A 15,063-nucleotide genomic window follows, 5' to 3' on the forward strand; every position below is an offset into this window, starting at 1 on the left:
AGAGAGCAACCGTCATGAACACTGAACAGAACGCCAGCCTTGGGGTGTTTGACACCCCGGCACGCGCGCAGCAACGCACCCGCACCCGCTTCATGATTCTGGCGCTGATTTCGGGCGGCACCATGATCAACTACCTCGACCGCAGCGTGATGGGCATTGCCGCGCCCAGCATCAGTGCCGACCTGGGCCTGAACGCGGCAATGATGGGGGTGATCTTTTCTGCCTTCTCGTGGACCTACGCCGCCGCGCAGATCCCGGGTGGCATCCTCATCGACCGGCTGGGCACCAAGCTCACCTATTGGCTGGCGCTGACGCTGTGGTCGCTGTTCACCGGCCTGCAAGGGCTGGCGCAGGGCTTTATGTCGTTGCTGGGCATGCGCTTTCTGGTGGGCATGACCGAAGCACCGTGCTTCCCTACCAACAGCCGGGTGGTGGCTACCTGGTTCCCGCAGAGTGAGCGGGCCCGGGCGACGGGTATCTACACCTTTGCCGAATACACCGGGCTGGCGTTCCTGACGCCGCTGCTGTTCTGGGTGCTGCACGCCTATGGCTGGCGCTTTCTGCTGCTGGCCGTGGGCCTGGTGGGCATCCTCTATGGCCTGGTGTGGTGGCGCAAGTACCATGAACCACACGAGTCGACCACCGCCAACCAGGCCGAACTTGACTACATCGCCGCCGGTGGCGGGGTGGTCGATGGCGGGCAGAAAGCCACCTCGTTCCGCTGGTCGCAGATCCCGGCGCTGCTCAAGCACCGCAACATGCTGGGCATCTGCCTGGGGCAGTTCGCCTGCAACTCCACCAACGTGTTCTTCCTGACCTGGTTCCCCACCTATCTGGTGACCGAGCGGCACATGCCCTGGCTCAAGGTCGGCTGGGTGGCGGTGCTGCCGTTCATTGCCGCTTCGCTGGGCACATTGGTCGGCGGATGGCTGTCGGACGCCTTGCTACGCCGTGGCTACTCGCTGAACGTAGCGCGCAAGCTGCCAGTCATCGCCGGGTTGCTTACCGCCTCGGTGATCGTGCTGGCCAACTACGTCGAGTCCGACGCGCTGGTCATCACCATCCTGTGCATCGCCTATTTCGCCCAGGGCATGTCGGCGCTGGCCTGGATGATCGTGTCCGATATCGCCCCCAAAGGTTTGCTGGGCCTCAGTGGTGGGCTGTTCAACCTGTTTGCCAACGCGGCGGGCATTGTGACACCCCTGACCATCGGCATCATCGTTTCGCTGACCGGCTCGTTCGTGTGGGCCCTGGCGTTCGTGTCGTCGATCACCGTGCTGGGGGCGCTGTGCTACCTGTTCATGGTCAGCGACCTGCGTCGCTTGCCGGAAATTCCTTCTGAAGAAAATGGAGCTAAACAATGAGCCAGTACCTGCAAGGCCAGACCGCAATCGTGACCGGTGGCATGCGTGGCATCGGCCTGGCGATCGCCCAGCGCCTGCATGCCGCCGGCGCGCAGGTGGTGATATGGGACCTCGCGGTCGATGGCTGGGACAGCGTCGAAAACGGCTTTGAGCCGGTGCTGCGCCAGCCGGTCGATGTGTCGTCGCTGGCCTCGGTGGAGGCGGCTTTCGCCGAGACGCTGGCACGCTTGGGGCAAGTGCAGATCCTGGTCAACAATGCCGGCATCAACGGCCCGGTGGTGGCGTCGTGGGAGTACCCGCCAGAGGCCTGGGACAAGGTCATCGCCATCGACCTGAACGGTGTGTTCTATTGCTGCCGCACCGCCATCCCGCACATGCGTGAGCGCGGTTACGGGCGCATCGTCAACATCGCCTCCATGGCCGGCAAGGATGGCGTGCAGTACATCTCGGCCTATTCGGCCGCCAAAGCCGGTGTCATCGCCTTCACCAAGGCAGCGGCCAAGGAACTGGCCCAGGACGGTGTACTGCTCAACTGCGTGGCACCGGCCATGGTCGAGACGCCGCTGATGGCCGAGATGACGGCGGAACACATCGCCGCGAGCAAGGCCAAGATCCCCATGGGGCGCTTCCTCAAGGCCGAGGAGATCGCCAACATGGTCAGCTGGATTGCCGGGCCCGAGTGCAGCTTTACCACCGGTTTTGTATTCGACCTCAGTGGTGGGAGGGCGACCTATTGACTGGCCTGGGCGTGGCGCACCTGACGGCGCTGGAGCTGGCGCCGGCGCGGCTGGTACGCGAGGCGCGCCACGCCGGATTCAGTGCGGTGGGGCTGCGCCTGCACCCGGTAATGGCGGGTGCGTTGGCCTACCCGGTTGCCGCCGGTAGCCAGGCAATGCGTGAGCTGCGGGCGGTGCTGGCAGGGGAAGGCGTACGTGTGAGGGACATCGAGTTCGTGTCGTTGACGGCGCAAACCCGGGTTGCCGACTACCAGGCGCTGTTGGCCGCCGGTGCCGAACTGGGCGCGTTGAGCCTGACAGTGTCCGGCGACGACGAGGATGTTGCGCGGCTGACCGGGAACTTTGCAGCGCTGTGTGAAATGGCGCGGGACCATGGCCTGCGTGTGGACCTTGAGTTCATGCGTTGGCGCCCGGTGGCGACTGTGCAGCAGGCTTGTGCGGTGGTGACGGGGGCGGGGCAGGCCAACAGTGGCGTGCTGGTGGATGCGTTGCACCTGTTCCGCTCCGGTGGCCAGGTGGCCGACATCGCCGCAGTCGACCCGCGTTTGCTGCGTGCGGTGCAACTGTGCGATGCACCGATGCTGGCGCCCGCAGAAGCGCTGATCATCCCCGAGGCGCGCGAAGGCCGTTTGCTGCCGGGCCAAGGGCAACTGCCGCTGGCAGCGTTGCTGGCGGCGTTGCCGGGGGACGTGGACATCAGTGTGGAGGTACCGTGCGCCGGCTTGCCCCCCGAGCATCGGCTGCAAGCGGCAGCACAGGTAACCCACGCCTGGCTGCACGGCAGGCGACAACTGTCACCCGCTGTGCAGGTTGCCGGTCACTCCTGATCCGGTACCACGGCAATCACGTCGATCTCCATCAGCCACTCGGCCTGGGCCAACCCGGCAACCACCAGCCCGGTGGAGATCGGGAATACGCCCTTCAGCCACTTGCCCACTTCCTTGTACACCGGCTCGCGGAAACGTGGGTCGGTGATATAGGTGGTGGTCTTGACGATGTGTGACAGGTCGGAGCCTGCTTCTTCAAGCAATTGCTTGACGTTCTTCATGGCTTGCTCGGTCTGTGCCTGAGGGTTACCCAAGCCCACCAGTTTGCCTTCGAAGTCGGTACCGACCTGACCGCGCACGTAGATGGTATTGCCGGCCCGCACGGCCTGGCACAGGTCGTTGTCCAGGGTCTGGTTGGGGTAAGTTTCCTTGGTGTTGAACATGCGGATGCGAGTATGGGTAGGCATCAGTGGGCTCCGAAGGTGCTGACGTTGCTGATCGTGTTGGCTTGCTGCTCATCCGCCTCGCGCTGTTCGCGGTCGCGGTAGGCCAGGTAGGTGCGTTGCGTGGCAATGTGGCCGGCGACGTGCTTGGCGTCGTGCCACACGCCCCAGATGAACGAAGAGCCACGGCGCGACAACCACGGCAGGCCCAGGAAGTACACACCAGGTTCGCGGCCCACGCCGCGTTGGTGCTGGGGCTTGCCGTTGGCATCGAAGGTGTCCACCTGCAGCCAGCTGAAGTCCACGCCGTAACCAGTGGCCCAGATGATGCTGGTAACGCCGGCGTTGGCCAGGTCCAGTTCGCGCAGCGGGTTGCTCATGCAGGCTGGGTCGGCCAGGCGTGTGCGGGCTTCGGGTTCTTCAGGCAGGTCCAGGCCGTTGCTTTCGATGTAGGCATCGGCGGCATCCAGCAGGGCCAGGTAGTTTTCATCGCCGCGGTTGATGTTCTCGACCAGGTTGTCCTGGAAGCGCGCCACGCCGTTTTCGAACGACTGGGTAAGGCCGACCAGGGTCATGCCTTGATGGGCGAGGGCGCGGAAGTCCACGGTGTGGCCGCCGCGGGCGCCGCTGACGGCGATGGTCACGTGCTCGCGACCGGGCTTGGCGATTTCTGCGTCCCACTCACCCAGCACACCCAGCCACCAGCAGAAATCGCGGTTGCGGTAGGCCCGTGGCGGGCGGTCGTGGGCACCGACCGACAAATACACCTGGCGGCCTGCGCGCATCAGTTCTTCGGCAATCTGCACGCCGGAGGAGCCTGCACCGACCACCAGCACAGCGCCCTCAGGCAACTGCTCGGGGTTGAAGTAGGCGGCGGAGTGGATCTGGTGCAGGTTGCTGTCTTTCGGTGCGATGGCCGGGATCACCGGTTTCTGGAACGGACCCGTGGCGGCGACCACACGGTTGGCGCGAATCACCCCTTCATTGGTTTCGATGGTGAAGCCTGGGCGGTCGCTGTTGCGCACCACGCGCTTCACTTCGATGCCGGTGCGCACTGGCAGGTTGTACTTGCGTACGTACTGCTCGAAGTAGTCGGCCACCTGGTCCTTGCCTGCGAAAGCGTCGGCGTCGAGGTTGAATTCCAGGCCCGGGAAGCGGTCGTGCCAGACCGGGCCGTTGGCCACCAGCGAGTCCCAGCGGCCTGTACGCCAGGCCTCGGCGATGCGGTTGCGCTCCAGCACCAGGTGCGGCACGCCAAGCTTGTTCAGGTGTTCGCTCATGGCCACGCCGGCCTGACCGGCGCCGACGACGAGCGTATCGATTTCGAGGTTGTTCAGTGTCATGTCCGAGCCCTTGTTCAGGCGGTTTTTGTAAGGTCGGTTTGGAGGACCGCCGTTGCCTGGAGCCAGACTAGGGATGCTGCACGAATGGCGAAAATAGTATTTAGCTGGTGCTTGCCGATAAAACGGCGAAGGCCTTGGATTTTGTGGCGTGTAGTGTGTGTTGGCCCAGTGCATGTCCTGGTTTATGGGGGGTGCAGGAATCGAGCGCCGCGCGACCTCAGCCACAGCACAGTTTTTTCCTGCCTAACCCCTCGGAAAATGTTGGTTTCGTGGTCTAGAAGGTTGCGCCCAGAATGCCCTGCATCGCACAGGACAACAGGAGCTATACCATGACCTTCTCCATCATCGGCCGCTGCCAGGAAACCGGCCAGGTCGGCATCGCCATCAGTTCGTCGAGCATCGCTGTGGGCGCCCGTTGCCCCTGGGTACGTGCGGGTGTTGGCGCTGTTTCCACCCAGAACATCACCTTGCCGGCGCTGGGCCCGCAGATTCTCGATGCCCTGGAGCAGGGTCAGTTGCCGCCCGGCGCTGCGCTGGACCGGGTACTGAGCGCCAATGGCTGGAGCGAATACCGCCAGGTCACGGTGATCGACAGTCATGGTCAGGTGGCGCTGTTCACCGGGCGTGAGGCTTTGGGCACGCACCATGCCGTGGCCGGTGAGCAATGCGCGGCGGCGGGTAACCTGTTGTCCTCGACCCAGGTGATTGAAACGATGGTAGTGGCCTTCGAGCAGGCCGGCGGGCACCTGGCCGACCGCTTGCTGGCTGCCATGCATGCGGCGATGGCCGCTGGTGGCGAAGCCGGCCCGGTGCACTCGGCGGCGTTGAAGGTGGCTGGCGAGCTCACCTGGCCATTGGTGGACCTGCGCGTGGACTGGGCCGATACCGACCCGATCGGTGTGCTCGATGGCCTGTGGCAAGCGTACCGCCCGCAGATGCAGGATTACGTTACCCGTGCGTTGAACCCGACAGCCGCACCCTCCTATGGGGTGCCTGGCGATGAGTGATTTTGCCAGCCGCGCGCTGTTGGCCCGGCTGGTCGGCTTTGCCACGGTCAGCCGCGACTCCAACCTTGAGCTGATCGGCTTTATCCGTGATTACCTGGCCGAGCTGGGGGTGGAAAGCGAACTGTTCCATAACCCCGAGGGCACCAAAGCCAACCTGTTTGCCACCATCGGCCCTCTGAATGCTGGCGGCGTGGTGCTGTCAGGGCACACCGATGTGGTGCCGGTTGACGGCCAGGCCTGGACCGTCGAGCCGTTTGTCCTGAGCGAACGTGGCGGGCGCCTGTATGGCCGCGGTACGGCCGACATGAAAGGCTTCATCGCCTCGGTGCTGGCAGCCGTGCCCGCGTTTCTTGCCCAGCCGTTGCACCTGCCGGTACACCTGGCATTTTCCTATGACGAGGAGGTGGGTTGCCTGGGGGTGCGCTCGATGCTGGCCGCGCTTGAGCAGCGCCCGCACAAGCCACGCCTGTGCCTGATTGGCGAGCCTACCGAGCTGAAGCCGGTGCTGGGGCACAAAGGCAAACTGGCGATGCGCTGCCAGGTGCAAGGTGCGGCCTGCCACTCGGCGTATGCCCCGTATGGGGTGAATGCCATCGAGTTTGCGGCGAAGCTGATCGGCAAGTTGGGTGACATCGGTGAGGCGCTGGCATTGCCCGCGCATCACGACGCGCGCTTCGACCCACCGTTCTCCACGGTGCAGACCGGGGTGATCAAAGGGGGCAGGGCGCTGAATATCGTGCCGGCAGAGTGTGAGTTCGATTTCGAAGTGCGCGCGTTACCGGGGTTCGAGGCGCAAGCAGTGGCTGACCAGTTGCAGACCTATGCAGAGGCCGAGCTGCTGCCGCGCATGCGCAAGGTCAATGCGGCCAGTGACATTCGCCTGCAACCGTTGAGCGCGTATCCCGGGCTGGCGACCTCGGCTGATAGCGAAGCGGCACGGTTGGTGGCGTTGCTCAGTGGCTCGGAAGATTTCGGTACCGTGGCGTTTGGCACCGAGGGCGGGTTGTTCGACCAGGCGGGTATCCCCACGGTCGTGTGTGGCCCAGGCAGCATGGACCAAGGTCACAAACCGGACGAATTCGTCAGTGTCGAGCAGTTGCGCGGGTGTGATGCCATGCTGCTGAGGTTGGTGGATTACCTTCGCCAGGCTGCCGTCTGACAGGGTAAGAACGTATGCAGGAGCGGCCCATCGCGACGCAAGGCCGCTCCTGCAGGGATCGGTGTCTGCTTCAGGTTAGAAGCTGGCCTTGACCTGCAGGCCAACCACCAACGCGTTGTCGATCTTCTTCCCCGAGAACGCCCCCGGCTCGATGATGTACTGCACATCCGGGCGCAAGTTCAGCCACGGCGTTGCCTGGTAGCCATAGCTCAGTTCGATCAACTGCTCGGCGCTGTCGATGTCGGGGAACTGCTGGCCCGCGTCAAAGGCGGCATCTTCCAGCACATCGCGGCTACGCGGGTTGGGCACGGCACGGCCGTAACCCAGCGCCACGGTATCCTTCGGGCGGCCTTCGAACGGCTTGTACAGCACCACGCCGGCGCCATACCACTTGGTGAACGGCGAGGCGGCCTTGCTGGATGCCGAGTACTGGCCGAAGGCGTGCAGGCTGCGGCCTGGCGAGCGTTGGTCGTTCCACACCGCCTGGTCGATCAACAGGTAGTGGCCACCACGGCCGGCTACTTCGTCATCGCTGCCGATGCGTTTCACATCGGAGCTGTCGTAGTAGTAGCCCAGCTTGTATTCGCCGGGCAGTTCACCCTGCAGCTTGTACACCAGCTCCACCGGTACTACGGTGCCAGTGGTGTGCTTGGGGCCCAGATGCCAGGCCCGGCTCGAGTTGCCGTTGCTCTCAGGGTCGACGTTGAACGCCGCCACGCGCAGTTGCCAGGCCGGCGACAGGTCGTATTTCACCCGCACGCCCAGGTGTGCGTTGGGGTAGTTGGTCCAGCCACTGCCGCCGGACATGTTCAGCGGGTGGCCGCAGAAGCCGGCGTTCATGAAGTTGCACAGAATGCCGCTGTCCAGGCCGCCCAGGTCGTTACCCATGGCCATGTAGCCCAGCTTGACGTTGAGCGCCGGGGTGAACAGGGTGCGCTCGTAGCTCAGCTCGGTCAGGCGGGTGTACAGACCACCGAAGTTTTCCTGGATCGGCAGGCGGTTGCCTACCAGGTCTTCCGAGGCACTGTTACCGCGGCGGTCGTTGATGGTCAGCTGGACCTTGCCACCGTTGTCCAGGCCGTACAGTTTCGACAGGTCGAACTGCACGCCCAGCTTCAGGTTCTGCGAATAGCGCGCCGAGCGGTGCAGGCCGCCGTGGGCGTTGTAGGCGGTTTCGCCACTGTAGTCGCCGGTGAACTTGACGCCGTCGTCTTCAAGCTGGTGACGCAGGCCACCCCAGTCACCGGTCAGGGTGCTGCGGGTCATCAGGTCGCCGTCGGCCAGGGCAGTGGTGCTCGCCAAGGCCAGCAGCAGGGTAGGGGTCATGCGAATTGCGGATGGCATTGCTGTGTCTCGGTTGTTATTCAGGGGCCATTCACAGATGAACCCGCTCCTGCGTGGCCAGTGCTGACCTCGTGGGAGCGGGTTCACCGCGAAGGGGGCGACGCGGGCTTACGGCAAGGCGTAAGAAATCACGTAGTCGCCGCGGTCAGTCGACTGGCGCGCACCGCCAGCAGTGATTACCACATACTGCTTGCCGGTTTTCGGCGAAACGTAGGTCATCGGGCCGCCCTGGCTGCCCACTGGCAGGCGAGCCTTCCAGATTTCGTTACCGTTGCTGCTGTCGTAGGCGCGCAGGTAGAAGTCCTGGGTGCCGGCGATGAACACCAGGCCGCCTTGGGTCGACAAGGTACCGCCCAGGGTTGGCAGGCCGATCTTGATCGGCAGGTGCATGCGGATACCGAGCGGGCCGGTGTCTTCAACGGTGCCAACCGGTACTTGCCAGGCCACCTGGCGGGTCTTCATGTCGATGGCGGTCAGGGTGCCGAACGGTGGTGCCTGGCACGGAATGCCGGCTACCGACAGGAAGCGGTTCTTGTTCACCGCATACGGGGTGCCCTTGAGCGGTACTGCGCCCATGCCGGTGTTCAGCGCTTCGCCACCGGACGCCGCACCGCCTTTGTTCTGCGACGGAATCATCTGGATCCACAGGCCCAGGCGCATGTCGTTGACGAAGATGAAGCCGTGTACCGGGTCGGTAGAAATGCTGCCCCAGTTCATGCCACCCAGCGAACCCGGGAAGCTCAGCGACAGGTCGGTGCCCGGTGCGGTGTACAGGCCGTCGTAGCGCATTTTCTTGAAGTCGATGCGGCACAGCAGCTGGTCATACGGGGTGGCGCCCCACATGTCCGACTCGGTCAGGGTTTGCGCGCCGATCTGCGGCATGCCCACAGACTTCGGCTGGGTTGGGGAGTAAGGTTCGTTCGGGATGTTGCTTGGCTTGACCGGTACTTCGTCGACCTGGGTCAGCGGCTTGCCGGTGGCGCGATCAAGCACGTAGATCTGCCCGGCCTTGGTGCCGATCACCACCGCAGGTACCGACTGGCCGTCGTCCTTGGTGAAGTCGATCAGGCTTGGCTGCATCGGCAGGTCAAAGTCCCACAGGTCGTTGTGCACGGTCTGGAACACCCATTTCTGGTTGCCGGTGGTGGCGTCCAGGGCCAGCACCGAAGCGCCGTAGGTGTGGTCCAGCTTGCTGCGCTCTACACCGTAGATGTCGGTGGACGACGAACCCATTGGCAGGAACACGGTGTTCATCGCCGGGTCGTAGGACATCGGTGCCCAGCTGTTCGGGGTGCTGCGCACGTAGGTGCTGTCGCCCTGCGGTGCCTGGCGGTCTTCCGGGTTGCCCGGGTCGAAGGCCCAGCGCATTTCACCGGTGATCACGTCGAAACCACGGATCACGCCGCCTGGCATGTCGGTCTGGACGTTGTCGGCAACACGGCCGCCGACCACCACGGTGGTACCGGCCATCAGCGGTGCGGAGGACAGTTGGTAATAGGAATCCGGCACATTGCCCAGGCCGGTCATCAGATTGACCTGGCCGTTGTTGCCGAAGCCCTGGCAGAACTCGCCGTTGTCGGCGTCGACGGCAATCAGGCGGCCATCGATGGTGTTGGTCAGCAGGCGACGCTGGCAGTTGGCACCGGCCGGCACGCTCCCGCCGGCGACCGGCGAGCTGTTCGGCTGGGTCGGCTGGGCGATGGCGGCAGTGGCGTCGAAGTAGGCCATGCCACGGCAACGCTGCCAGACCTTGGACTGGGCGTTGATTTCGTTCTTCCACAGCTCTTTGCCGGTGTCGGCATCAAGGGCGATCAAGTTGTTGTGCGGGGTGCAGATGAACACCTTGTTGCCGATCTGCAACGGGGTCAGCTGGTCTTCGGCACCGTTGCCATCGCTGATGGCTACGTCACCGGTGTGGTAGGTCCAGGCCACCTTCAGCTTGTTCACGTTGTCGCGGTTGATCTGGTCCAGCGCGGCGAAGCGGCTGCCACCTTCGGTGTTGCCGTAGTGGGCCCAGTCCTTCTGCTCTTTGCCAGCTTCGACCGGGGTCATGCCCGGCCCTTTGCCGGTGGGAGCGACGCTTGGGTGGGCAACGAACATGTTGCCGGCGGCAATCACCAGTGCCACGGCCATCACCCCGGCAATGCCGTAGGCACCACGGCCGGCACTGGCGCCGTTGGCTCGGGCCAGCAGCGGGTAGACCAGTGCCACCACCATGCCGATCGCGGCAAACATGAACAGGCGCGAGAACAGTGGCCAGAACACCAGGCCAGTGTCGATCAGCGCCCAGATCGCGGTACCGATCAGGAAACCCGCGTACAGCCAGGCGCCGGTCTTCTTGCGGCAGGCGATAAGGACACCGGCGATGGCCATGGCCAGTCCGCCGATCAGGAAGTACAACGAACCGCCCAGGCCGGCCAGCTTGATGCCGCCAGCAGCCAGGAGGAGGCCGAGCAGGGCGATGATCACGCCCAGGCCGATCAGGATAATGTTTGTGGCGCCAGAAGCGCGCGGAGTTTCGTTCATGCCAGGGATCTCAGCAGGTGGAATGCGCGCAGTCTAAGCCCTTAGCTTGCTAATTAACAAGTTGGTACATAATTTAATGAGGCTGATTGTCGCAGGGCTGAACGTGCGATGATGTCGTTAAAAGTTTAGATCAGGTGTCGAAAAAAGCATTAAACGGGTGGATAAAGCTGGCTATGCAATCTTCATTCATACTTTGGTCGAGTACAAAAGTGGCCAGCCATCATGCGTCTTGACCCGCTCGGCTGTTTGTAAGAACTTGCTGAGATTTGGAAAACAGGCAGCAAATGGACAAATTCCTGGCGATGAAGATGTTCGTGGCCACCGTTGATGCACAGGGCTTTTCTGCCGCTGCGCGCAGGCTTGGGCTGGCCACTTCATCGGTAACGCGGCTGGTCGACGCCCTGGAAACGGCGCTGGGCGCCACGTTGCTCAACCGCTCGACTCGCCACGTCAGCCTGACCGAAGCTGGCGCCCGCTACTATGAGCGTGCGCGGGGTATTTTCGAAGCCTTGGACGAGGCCGATGCCAGTGTTGCCGACCGTGGCGAGCAGCCTGTCGGCGTATTGCGCCTGTGCCTGCCGGTGGAGTTCGGCAGGCGGGTGATCGCGCCGCACCTGGGGGCGTTTCTGGCGCGACACCCTGCGCTTGAGCTGGACATCGATCTCAGCGACCGCCTGGATGACCTGCTGGACGGGCGTTACGACTTGTCGATTCGCCTGGGCGACCCCTCGCCCAACGACGAACTGGTCTGTCGCCAGCTCGGGCGCTTCGAGCGTTGGTTGGTGGCCAGCCCGGCTTACCTGGCCGGGCGCGACACCCTGCAGCACCCCCGGCAGCTACTTGAGCATGCCTGCCTGCGCTTTCGTTACGGGCAAAAAGCGCGGCCCTGGCGCCTGGTGAGAGGTCAGGACAGCCTGGAACTGGACGTTACCGGGCCGTTGCGCAGCGCCAACGCCGACATGTTGCGCGAAACCGCACTGGCGGGCAGTGGCATCGCGCTGCTGGCCGACTGGCTGGTGCGCGAGGATGTGCTGGCCGGGCGCCTGCTGCGGCTGTTCCCTGACTGGCGAGCCAGCCCTGGCACGGCCAATGACAACATCAATGCCCTTTACTTGCCCAACCACCGTGGTTCGCGGCGGGTGAAAGCATTTATCGATTTTTGCGAAAGTTTGTCAGGTCAGCATAACTAGCGTTGCGCGGTGCGCAAAAGCGCGTTGCGCTACAACCGGATTCTCGGCACTGGCATGGCTGGTTAAGGTAGCCGGCATATTCCATCCCTTGTCCAGGAACCTCGCATGAATCCCTCCCTTGCCGCCGGGCAGCCCGCAACCACCGGCCTCAGCCGTGCGCTGGTAGTGCTGCTGGCGTTCTGCTGCGGCGCGATCGTCGCCAACATCTACTACGCCCAGCCCATCGTCGGTCTGATCGCTCCGGACCTGGGGCTGTCCACCGAGCATGCCAGCCTGATCGTTTCACTGACCCAGCTGGGTTATGCCTTGGGCCTGCTGTTGCTGGTCCCGCTGGCTGACCTGCTGGAAAACCGCCGCCTGATGGTCGCCACTGCTGTGCTGGCCTGTGTCAGCCTGCTGCTGGCGGGGACCAGCAGCAGCGGCCAGGGCCTGCTGTTTCTGGGCTATGCCTTGTTGATCGGCTTCAGTTCGGTGGCGGTGCAAATGCTCATTCCGCTGGCGGCGCACCTGGCGCCGGAGCAGCAGCGTGGTCGGGTAGTCGGTAACATCATGGGCGGGTTGTTGCTGGGTATCCTGCTGGCGCGGCCGTTGTCCAGCCTGGTGGCCGACCATTTCGGCTGGCGCGCGGTGTTCATTGGCGCAGCCGGGGTGATGCTGGCGATCATTTTGCTGCTGGCCCTGACCCTGCCGCAGCGGCGACCCGAGCACAAAGCCAGCTATGCCGGATTGATGCTGTCGTTGCTCACATTGTTGCGCCGCTATCCGCTGCTGCGTCAGCGCTCGTTGTACCAGGCACTGATGTTCGCGGCATTCAGCCTTTACTGGACCGCGGTGCCAATGGCGCTGGCGGGTGAGCATGGCCTGTCGCAGACCCAGATTGCCGTGTTCGCCCTCGTGGGCGCGGTGGGTGCCGTTGCCGCCCCCTTGGCTGGCCGCCTGGCAGACGCCGGGCATGCGCGGGCCGGCTCGCTGCTTGCGCTGCTGCTGGCGCCGGCGGCGTTGTTGCTCGGGTTGACGGTGCCGGGCTACAGCGTGATCGGCTTGGGCCTGACTGGCGTGCTGCTGGACTTTGCGGTGCAGATGAACATGGTCATCGGCCAGCGCGAAGTGTATGCACTGGACCCGGCGAGCCGCGGGCGGCTGAATGCGGTGTACATGACCAGCATCTTCGTGGGCGGGGCGCTGGGGTCGGCAGTGGCCAGTGCGCTGTTTTCCCAGTTTGGTTGGCAGGGCATCGCGCTGGTGGGGGCGGGATTGCCGGGTGTGGCATTGATCACCTTTCTGGCCAAGGCGCCCCGGGCATGAACGGTGTGCGGTCCTTGTGGGGGGCAGTCCACTTTGTGGGAGCGGGCTTGTCCCGCGAAGGGGGCCCTGCGGTGCATGGCACCGGCTTTGCCGGTGTTCGCGGGGCAAGCTCGCTCCCACAGCGCGCCTGCAAAATCAATGAGTCATGTTCTGCTCTATGAAAGGGCAGCCGCCATTTTCAGGGGCTATCGAGCAAGCGGCAGCGCCACGCCAATCACGGCAAACAGGCTGCCGCAGCAGCGGTTGAAACCTTTACCCCCCTTGGCCAGCCACGGCCGGATGCGAAACGCCAGGCGCGCCAGCAGGTACTCGACCAGAAACTCGACGCTGGCAAAGGTCGCCGCCATCACCACGAACTGCAGCATCAGCCCGCGCTGCGGGTCGATGAACTGCGGCAGGAAGGCGCCATAGAACAGCAGCACCTTGGGGTTGGCCATGGCCGACAACAAGCCTTGGCGGAACAAACCTGCATTGCCAAGGCGTGCACTGCGGTCGGTCAACTCCAGGTGCAAACCAGGGCTACGCCACAGCTGGATACCCAGCCAGACCAGGTAGGCGCCGCCCACCCATTTGAGCACGCTCAACACGGCGGCCGACGTCTGCAGCAAGGCGCTCAGGCCAAACATGGCCAAGGCGATCAGCGCGCTGAAACCGAACACGCCGCCAACAATGGTAAACAACGTGCGGCGGGCACCATACAGGGCGCCATGGGTCAGGGCCAGCAGGCTGTTCGGGCCGGGTGTCAGTGACAGGCCGATGCTGGCCAGCAGGTAGATGAGCCAGGTGTCGAGTGCCATGATGCTTGTAACCTTGGTGACTGGGAGGCTGGCAGTCTAAGGCGCACAGCCCCATCAGCAAGGGTATGATCTGGACATTGAATAGTCGTTTCTGGACGCAATGCCATGCTGCCTGATATCCGCCTGCTAATCCTGCCGTTACCGGATTTTGCCCTGCTGCCATTCGGTGGTTTTCTCGACAAATTGCGTTTCAGCGCCGACGACGAAGACTATAGCCAGCAGCGCTATTGCAGCTGGAGCGTGGCAGGGCTCACCCTCGACCCGGTGCCGTCGAGCAGCGGTGCGGTGGTGCAGGTCGAGGCGAGGGCCGACCAGCTCGATCTGGCCAGTTTCGACTATCTGGTGGTGTTCGGCGGGCGCAACGCCATGGCAACGGCTGCATTGGCGCCGCACTACCAAGCCTTGCTAAGGCAAGCCGGCAAAGCCGGGGTCAAGTTGGTGGGGGTCGACAATGGCGCCTTCCTGTTGGCTGCGTGCGGTTTGCTCAGGGGGCACAAGGTGGTCGTGCACTGGCGTCACGAAGCCGAGTTCCGAGCAGCGTTCCCACAGGTGCAGGTGCTGCGCGATCAACTGTATTGCATAGATGCAGGCCGTATCACCTGCGCTGGTGGCACGGCGGCCATTGACCTGGCAGTGGCACTGTTGTCACTGTCCTGTGGGCGAACCCGTGCGCTCAAAGGGCTGGCCGACATGCTGGTGGACGAAACCCGCGACAGCCGCCATGCCTTGCGCTCGCTGGAGCCGGGCGTGGGCCAGGGGCGCCAGGTACAGCGGGCACAAGCCCTGATGCGCCACCATTTGGGCAACCCACTGGCGGTGGAGCAACTGGCCGCTGAACTGGGTATCAGCCGGCGCCAGCTGGACCGGCAGTTCCAGGCCAGCCACGGCATGAGCGCCAAGGCCTGGTGGCTGGAAATGCGCCTGCAGCAGGCGCGCTGGCGCTTGCTCAACTCCAGCCACAGCCTGGCGCAGATTGCCGATGAGGTGGGGCTGGGCGATGCCAGTTACCTGGGTAAATGCGTCCGGCGGCGGTTTGGCTGCACGGCCGTGGCGTTGCGGGCAGCCAATCATCCAGGCTGAA

Annotated in this window: 13 protein-coding genes; 8 read left to right on the plus strand and 5 right to left on the minus strand. The window is 64.0% G+C overall.

The annotated features are described in order from the left end of the window. Positions 1-14 precede the first annotated feature (14 nt). From J3A71_RS14125 to J3A71_RS14135, 3 genes are read left to right on the plus strand one after another with little or no spacing between them, the layout of a single operon-like run. Positions 15-1,364, plus strand: coding sequence for an MFS transporter (locus tag J3A71_RS14125; protein WP_016487440.1), 1,350 nt, complete (start codon positions 15-17; stop codon positions 1,362-1,364). Next, entirely contained in the window at positions 1,361-2,101 is a 741-nt protein-coding gene (locus J3A71_RS14130; RefSeq protein ID WP_016487439.1) for an SDR family NAD(P)-dependent oxidoreductase, read from the plus strand. The genes J3A71_RS14125 and J3A71_RS14130 overlap by 4 nt, the downstream gene beginning before the upstream one ends. Further along, positions 2,098-2,928 (plus strand): TIM barrel protein, encoded by an 831-nt coding sequence (locus J3A71_RS14135; RefSeq protein ID WP_016487438.1) that lies wholly within the window; start codon positions 2,098-2,100, stop codon positions 2,926-2,928. The genes J3A71_RS14130 and J3A71_RS14135 overlap by 4 nt, the downstream gene beginning before the upstream one ends. Here the strand turns inward: J3A71_RS14135 and J3A71_RS14140 are convergent. After that, on the minus strand, positions 2,919-3,335 hold the full coding sequence (locus J3A71_RS14140) for a RidA family protein (protein ID WP_012271993.1): 417 nt from the start codon (positions 3,333-3,335) through the stop codon (positions 2,919-2,921). The genes J3A71_RS14135 and J3A71_RS14140 overlap by 10 nt on opposite strands. Beyond that, the gene (locus J3A71_RS14145) at positions 3,335-4,654 is read right to left on the minus strand and encodes an NAD(P)/FAD-dependent oxidoreductase (protein WP_016487437.1); all 1,320 of its coding nucleotides are present in this window, start codon (positions 4,652-4,654) and stop codon (positions 3,335-3,337) included. The genes J3A71_RS14140 and J3A71_RS14145 overlap by 1 nt, the downstream gene beginning before the upstream one ends. A gap of 329 nt (positions 4,655-4,983) precedes the next feature. Here J3A71_RS14145 and J3A71_RS14150 point away from each other — a divergent pair, with 329 nt between their 5' ends. Together J3A71_RS14150 and argE are read left to right on the plus strand one after the other, a co-directional pair. Next, a complete protein-coding gene (locus tag J3A71_RS14150) occupies positions 4,984-5,661 on the plus strand; it encodes a DUF1028 domain-containing protein (protein ID WP_060518262.1) in 678 nt (225 codons plus the stop codon). Continuing rightward, complete coding sequence (argE, locus tag J3A71_RS14155; RefSeq protein ID WP_060518260.1) at positions 5,654-6,820, plus strand: acetylornithine deacetylase; 1,167 nt, start codon at positions 5,654-5,656, stop codon at positions 6,818-6,820. Before J3A71_RS14150 ends, argE begins: the two co-directional genes overlap by 8 nt. A gap of 75 nt (positions 6,821-6,895) precedes the next feature. Here argE and J3A71_RS14160 read toward each other — a convergent pair whose 3' ends face one another. Both J3A71_RS14160 and J3A71_RS14165 read right to left on the minus strand, forming a co-directional pair. Beyond that, entirely contained in the window at positions 6,896-8,164 is a 1,269-nt protein-coding gene (locus J3A71_RS14160) for a carbohydrate porin (RefSeq protein WP_060518258.1), read from the minus strand. Between the two features lie 108 nt (positions 8,165-8,272). Continuing rightward, positions 8,273-10,690, minus strand: a complete 2,418-nt coding sequence (locus J3A71_RS14165; RefSeq protein WP_096426170.1) for a glucose/quinate/shikimate family membrane-bound PQQ-dependent dehydrogenase — start codon at positions 10,688-10,690, stop codon at positions 8,273-8,275. Between the two features lie 284 nt (positions 10,691-10,974). Between J3A71_RS14165 and J3A71_RS14170 the strand changes: the two genes are divergently transcribed. After that, positions 10,975-11,880: a LysR family transcriptional regulator gene (locus J3A71_RS14170; protein WP_096426169.1), complete on the plus strand. Its 906-nt coding sequence runs from the start codon at positions 10,975-10,977 to the stop codon at positions 11,878-11,880. Between the two features lie 105 nt (positions 11,881-11,985). Further along, positions 11,986-13,185 (plus strand): MFS transporter, encoded by a 1,200-nt coding sequence (locus J3A71_RS14175; RefSeq protein WP_070086538.1) that lies wholly within the window; start codon positions 11,986-11,988, stop codon positions 13,183-13,185. A 185-nt stretch (positions 13,186-13,370) separates the two neighbouring features. Here the strand turns inward: J3A71_RS14175 and J3A71_RS14180 are convergent, their stop codons facing one another. Further along, on the minus strand, positions 13,371-13,982 hold the full coding sequence (locus tag J3A71_RS14180; protein ID WP_023048309.1) for a LysE family transporter: 612 nt from the start codon (positions 13,980-13,982) through the stop codon (positions 13,371-13,373). 105 nt (positions 13,983-14,087) lie between these two features. Here J3A71_RS14180 and J3A71_RS14185 point away from each other — a divergent pair, with 105 nt between their 5' ends. Continuing rightward, entirely contained in the window at positions 14,088-15,062 is a 975-nt protein-coding gene (locus J3A71_RS14185; protein WP_096426168.1) for a helix-turn-helix domain-containing protein, read from the plus strand. The last annotated feature ends 1 nt before the right edge of the window (position 15,063 follow it).

It is taken from the genome of Pseudomonas sp. PvP089 (assembly GCF_017875165.1).
Classification (GTDB): Bacteria; Pseudomonadota; Gammaproteobacteria; order Pseudomonadales; family Pseudomonadaceae; genus Aquipseudomonas; species Aquipseudomonas fortuita.

What these genes read in the sequence shown, in the direction of transcription:
- J3A71_RS14175 (WP_070086538.1), top strand. Translation starts at nt 11,986, where the DNA reads ATGAATCCCTCCCTTGCCGCCGGGCAGCCCGCAACCACCGGCCTCAGC.
- J3A71_RS14170 (WP_096426169.1), top strand. Translation starts at nt 10,975, where the DNA reads ATGGACAAATTCCTGGCGATGAAGATGTTCGTGGCCACCGTTGATGCA.
- J3A71_RS14125 (WP_016487440.1), top strand. Translation starts at nt 15, where the DNA reads ATGAACACTGAACAGAACGCCAGCCTTGGGGTGTTTGACACCCCGGCA.
- J3A71_RS14140 (WP_012271993.1), bottom strand. Translation starts at nt 3,335, where the DNA reads ATGCCTACCCATACTCGCATCCGCATGTTCAACACCAAGGAAACTTAC.
- J3A71_RS14145 (WP_016487437.1), bottom strand. Translation starts at nt 4,654, where the DNA reads ATGACACTGAACAACCTCGAAATCGATACGCTCGTCGTCGGCGCCGGT.
- J3A71_RS14160 (WP_060518258.1), bottom strand. Translation starts at nt 8,164, where the DNA reads ATGCCATCCGCAATTCGCATGACCCCTACCCTGCTGCTGGCCTTGGCG.
- J3A71_RS14150 (WP_060518262.1), top strand. Translation starts at nt 4,984, where the DNA reads ATGACCTTCTCCATCATCGGCCGCTGCCAGGAAACCGGCCAGGTCGGC.
- J3A71_RS14180 (WP_023048309.1), bottom strand. Translation starts at nt 13,982, where the DNA reads ATGGCACTCGACACCTGGCTCATCTACCTGCTGGCCAGCATCGGCCTG.
- J3A71_RS14165 (WP_096426170.1), bottom strand. Translation starts at nt 10,690, where the DNA reads ATGAACGAAACTCCGCGCGCTTCTGGCGCCACAAACATTATCCTGATC.
- J3A71_RS14185 (WP_096426168.1), top strand. Translation starts at nt 14,088, where the DNA reads ATGCTGCCTGATATCCGCCTGCTAATCCTGCCGTTACCGGATTTTGCC.
- argE (WP_060518260.1), top strand. Translation starts at nt 5,654, where the DNA reads ATGAGTGATTTTGCCAGCCGCGCGCTGTTGGCCCGGCTGGTCGGCTTT.
- J3A71_RS14130 (WP_016487439.1), top strand. Translation starts at nt 1,361, where the DNA reads ATGAGCCAGTACCTGCAAGGCCAGACCGCAATCGTGACCGGTGGCATG.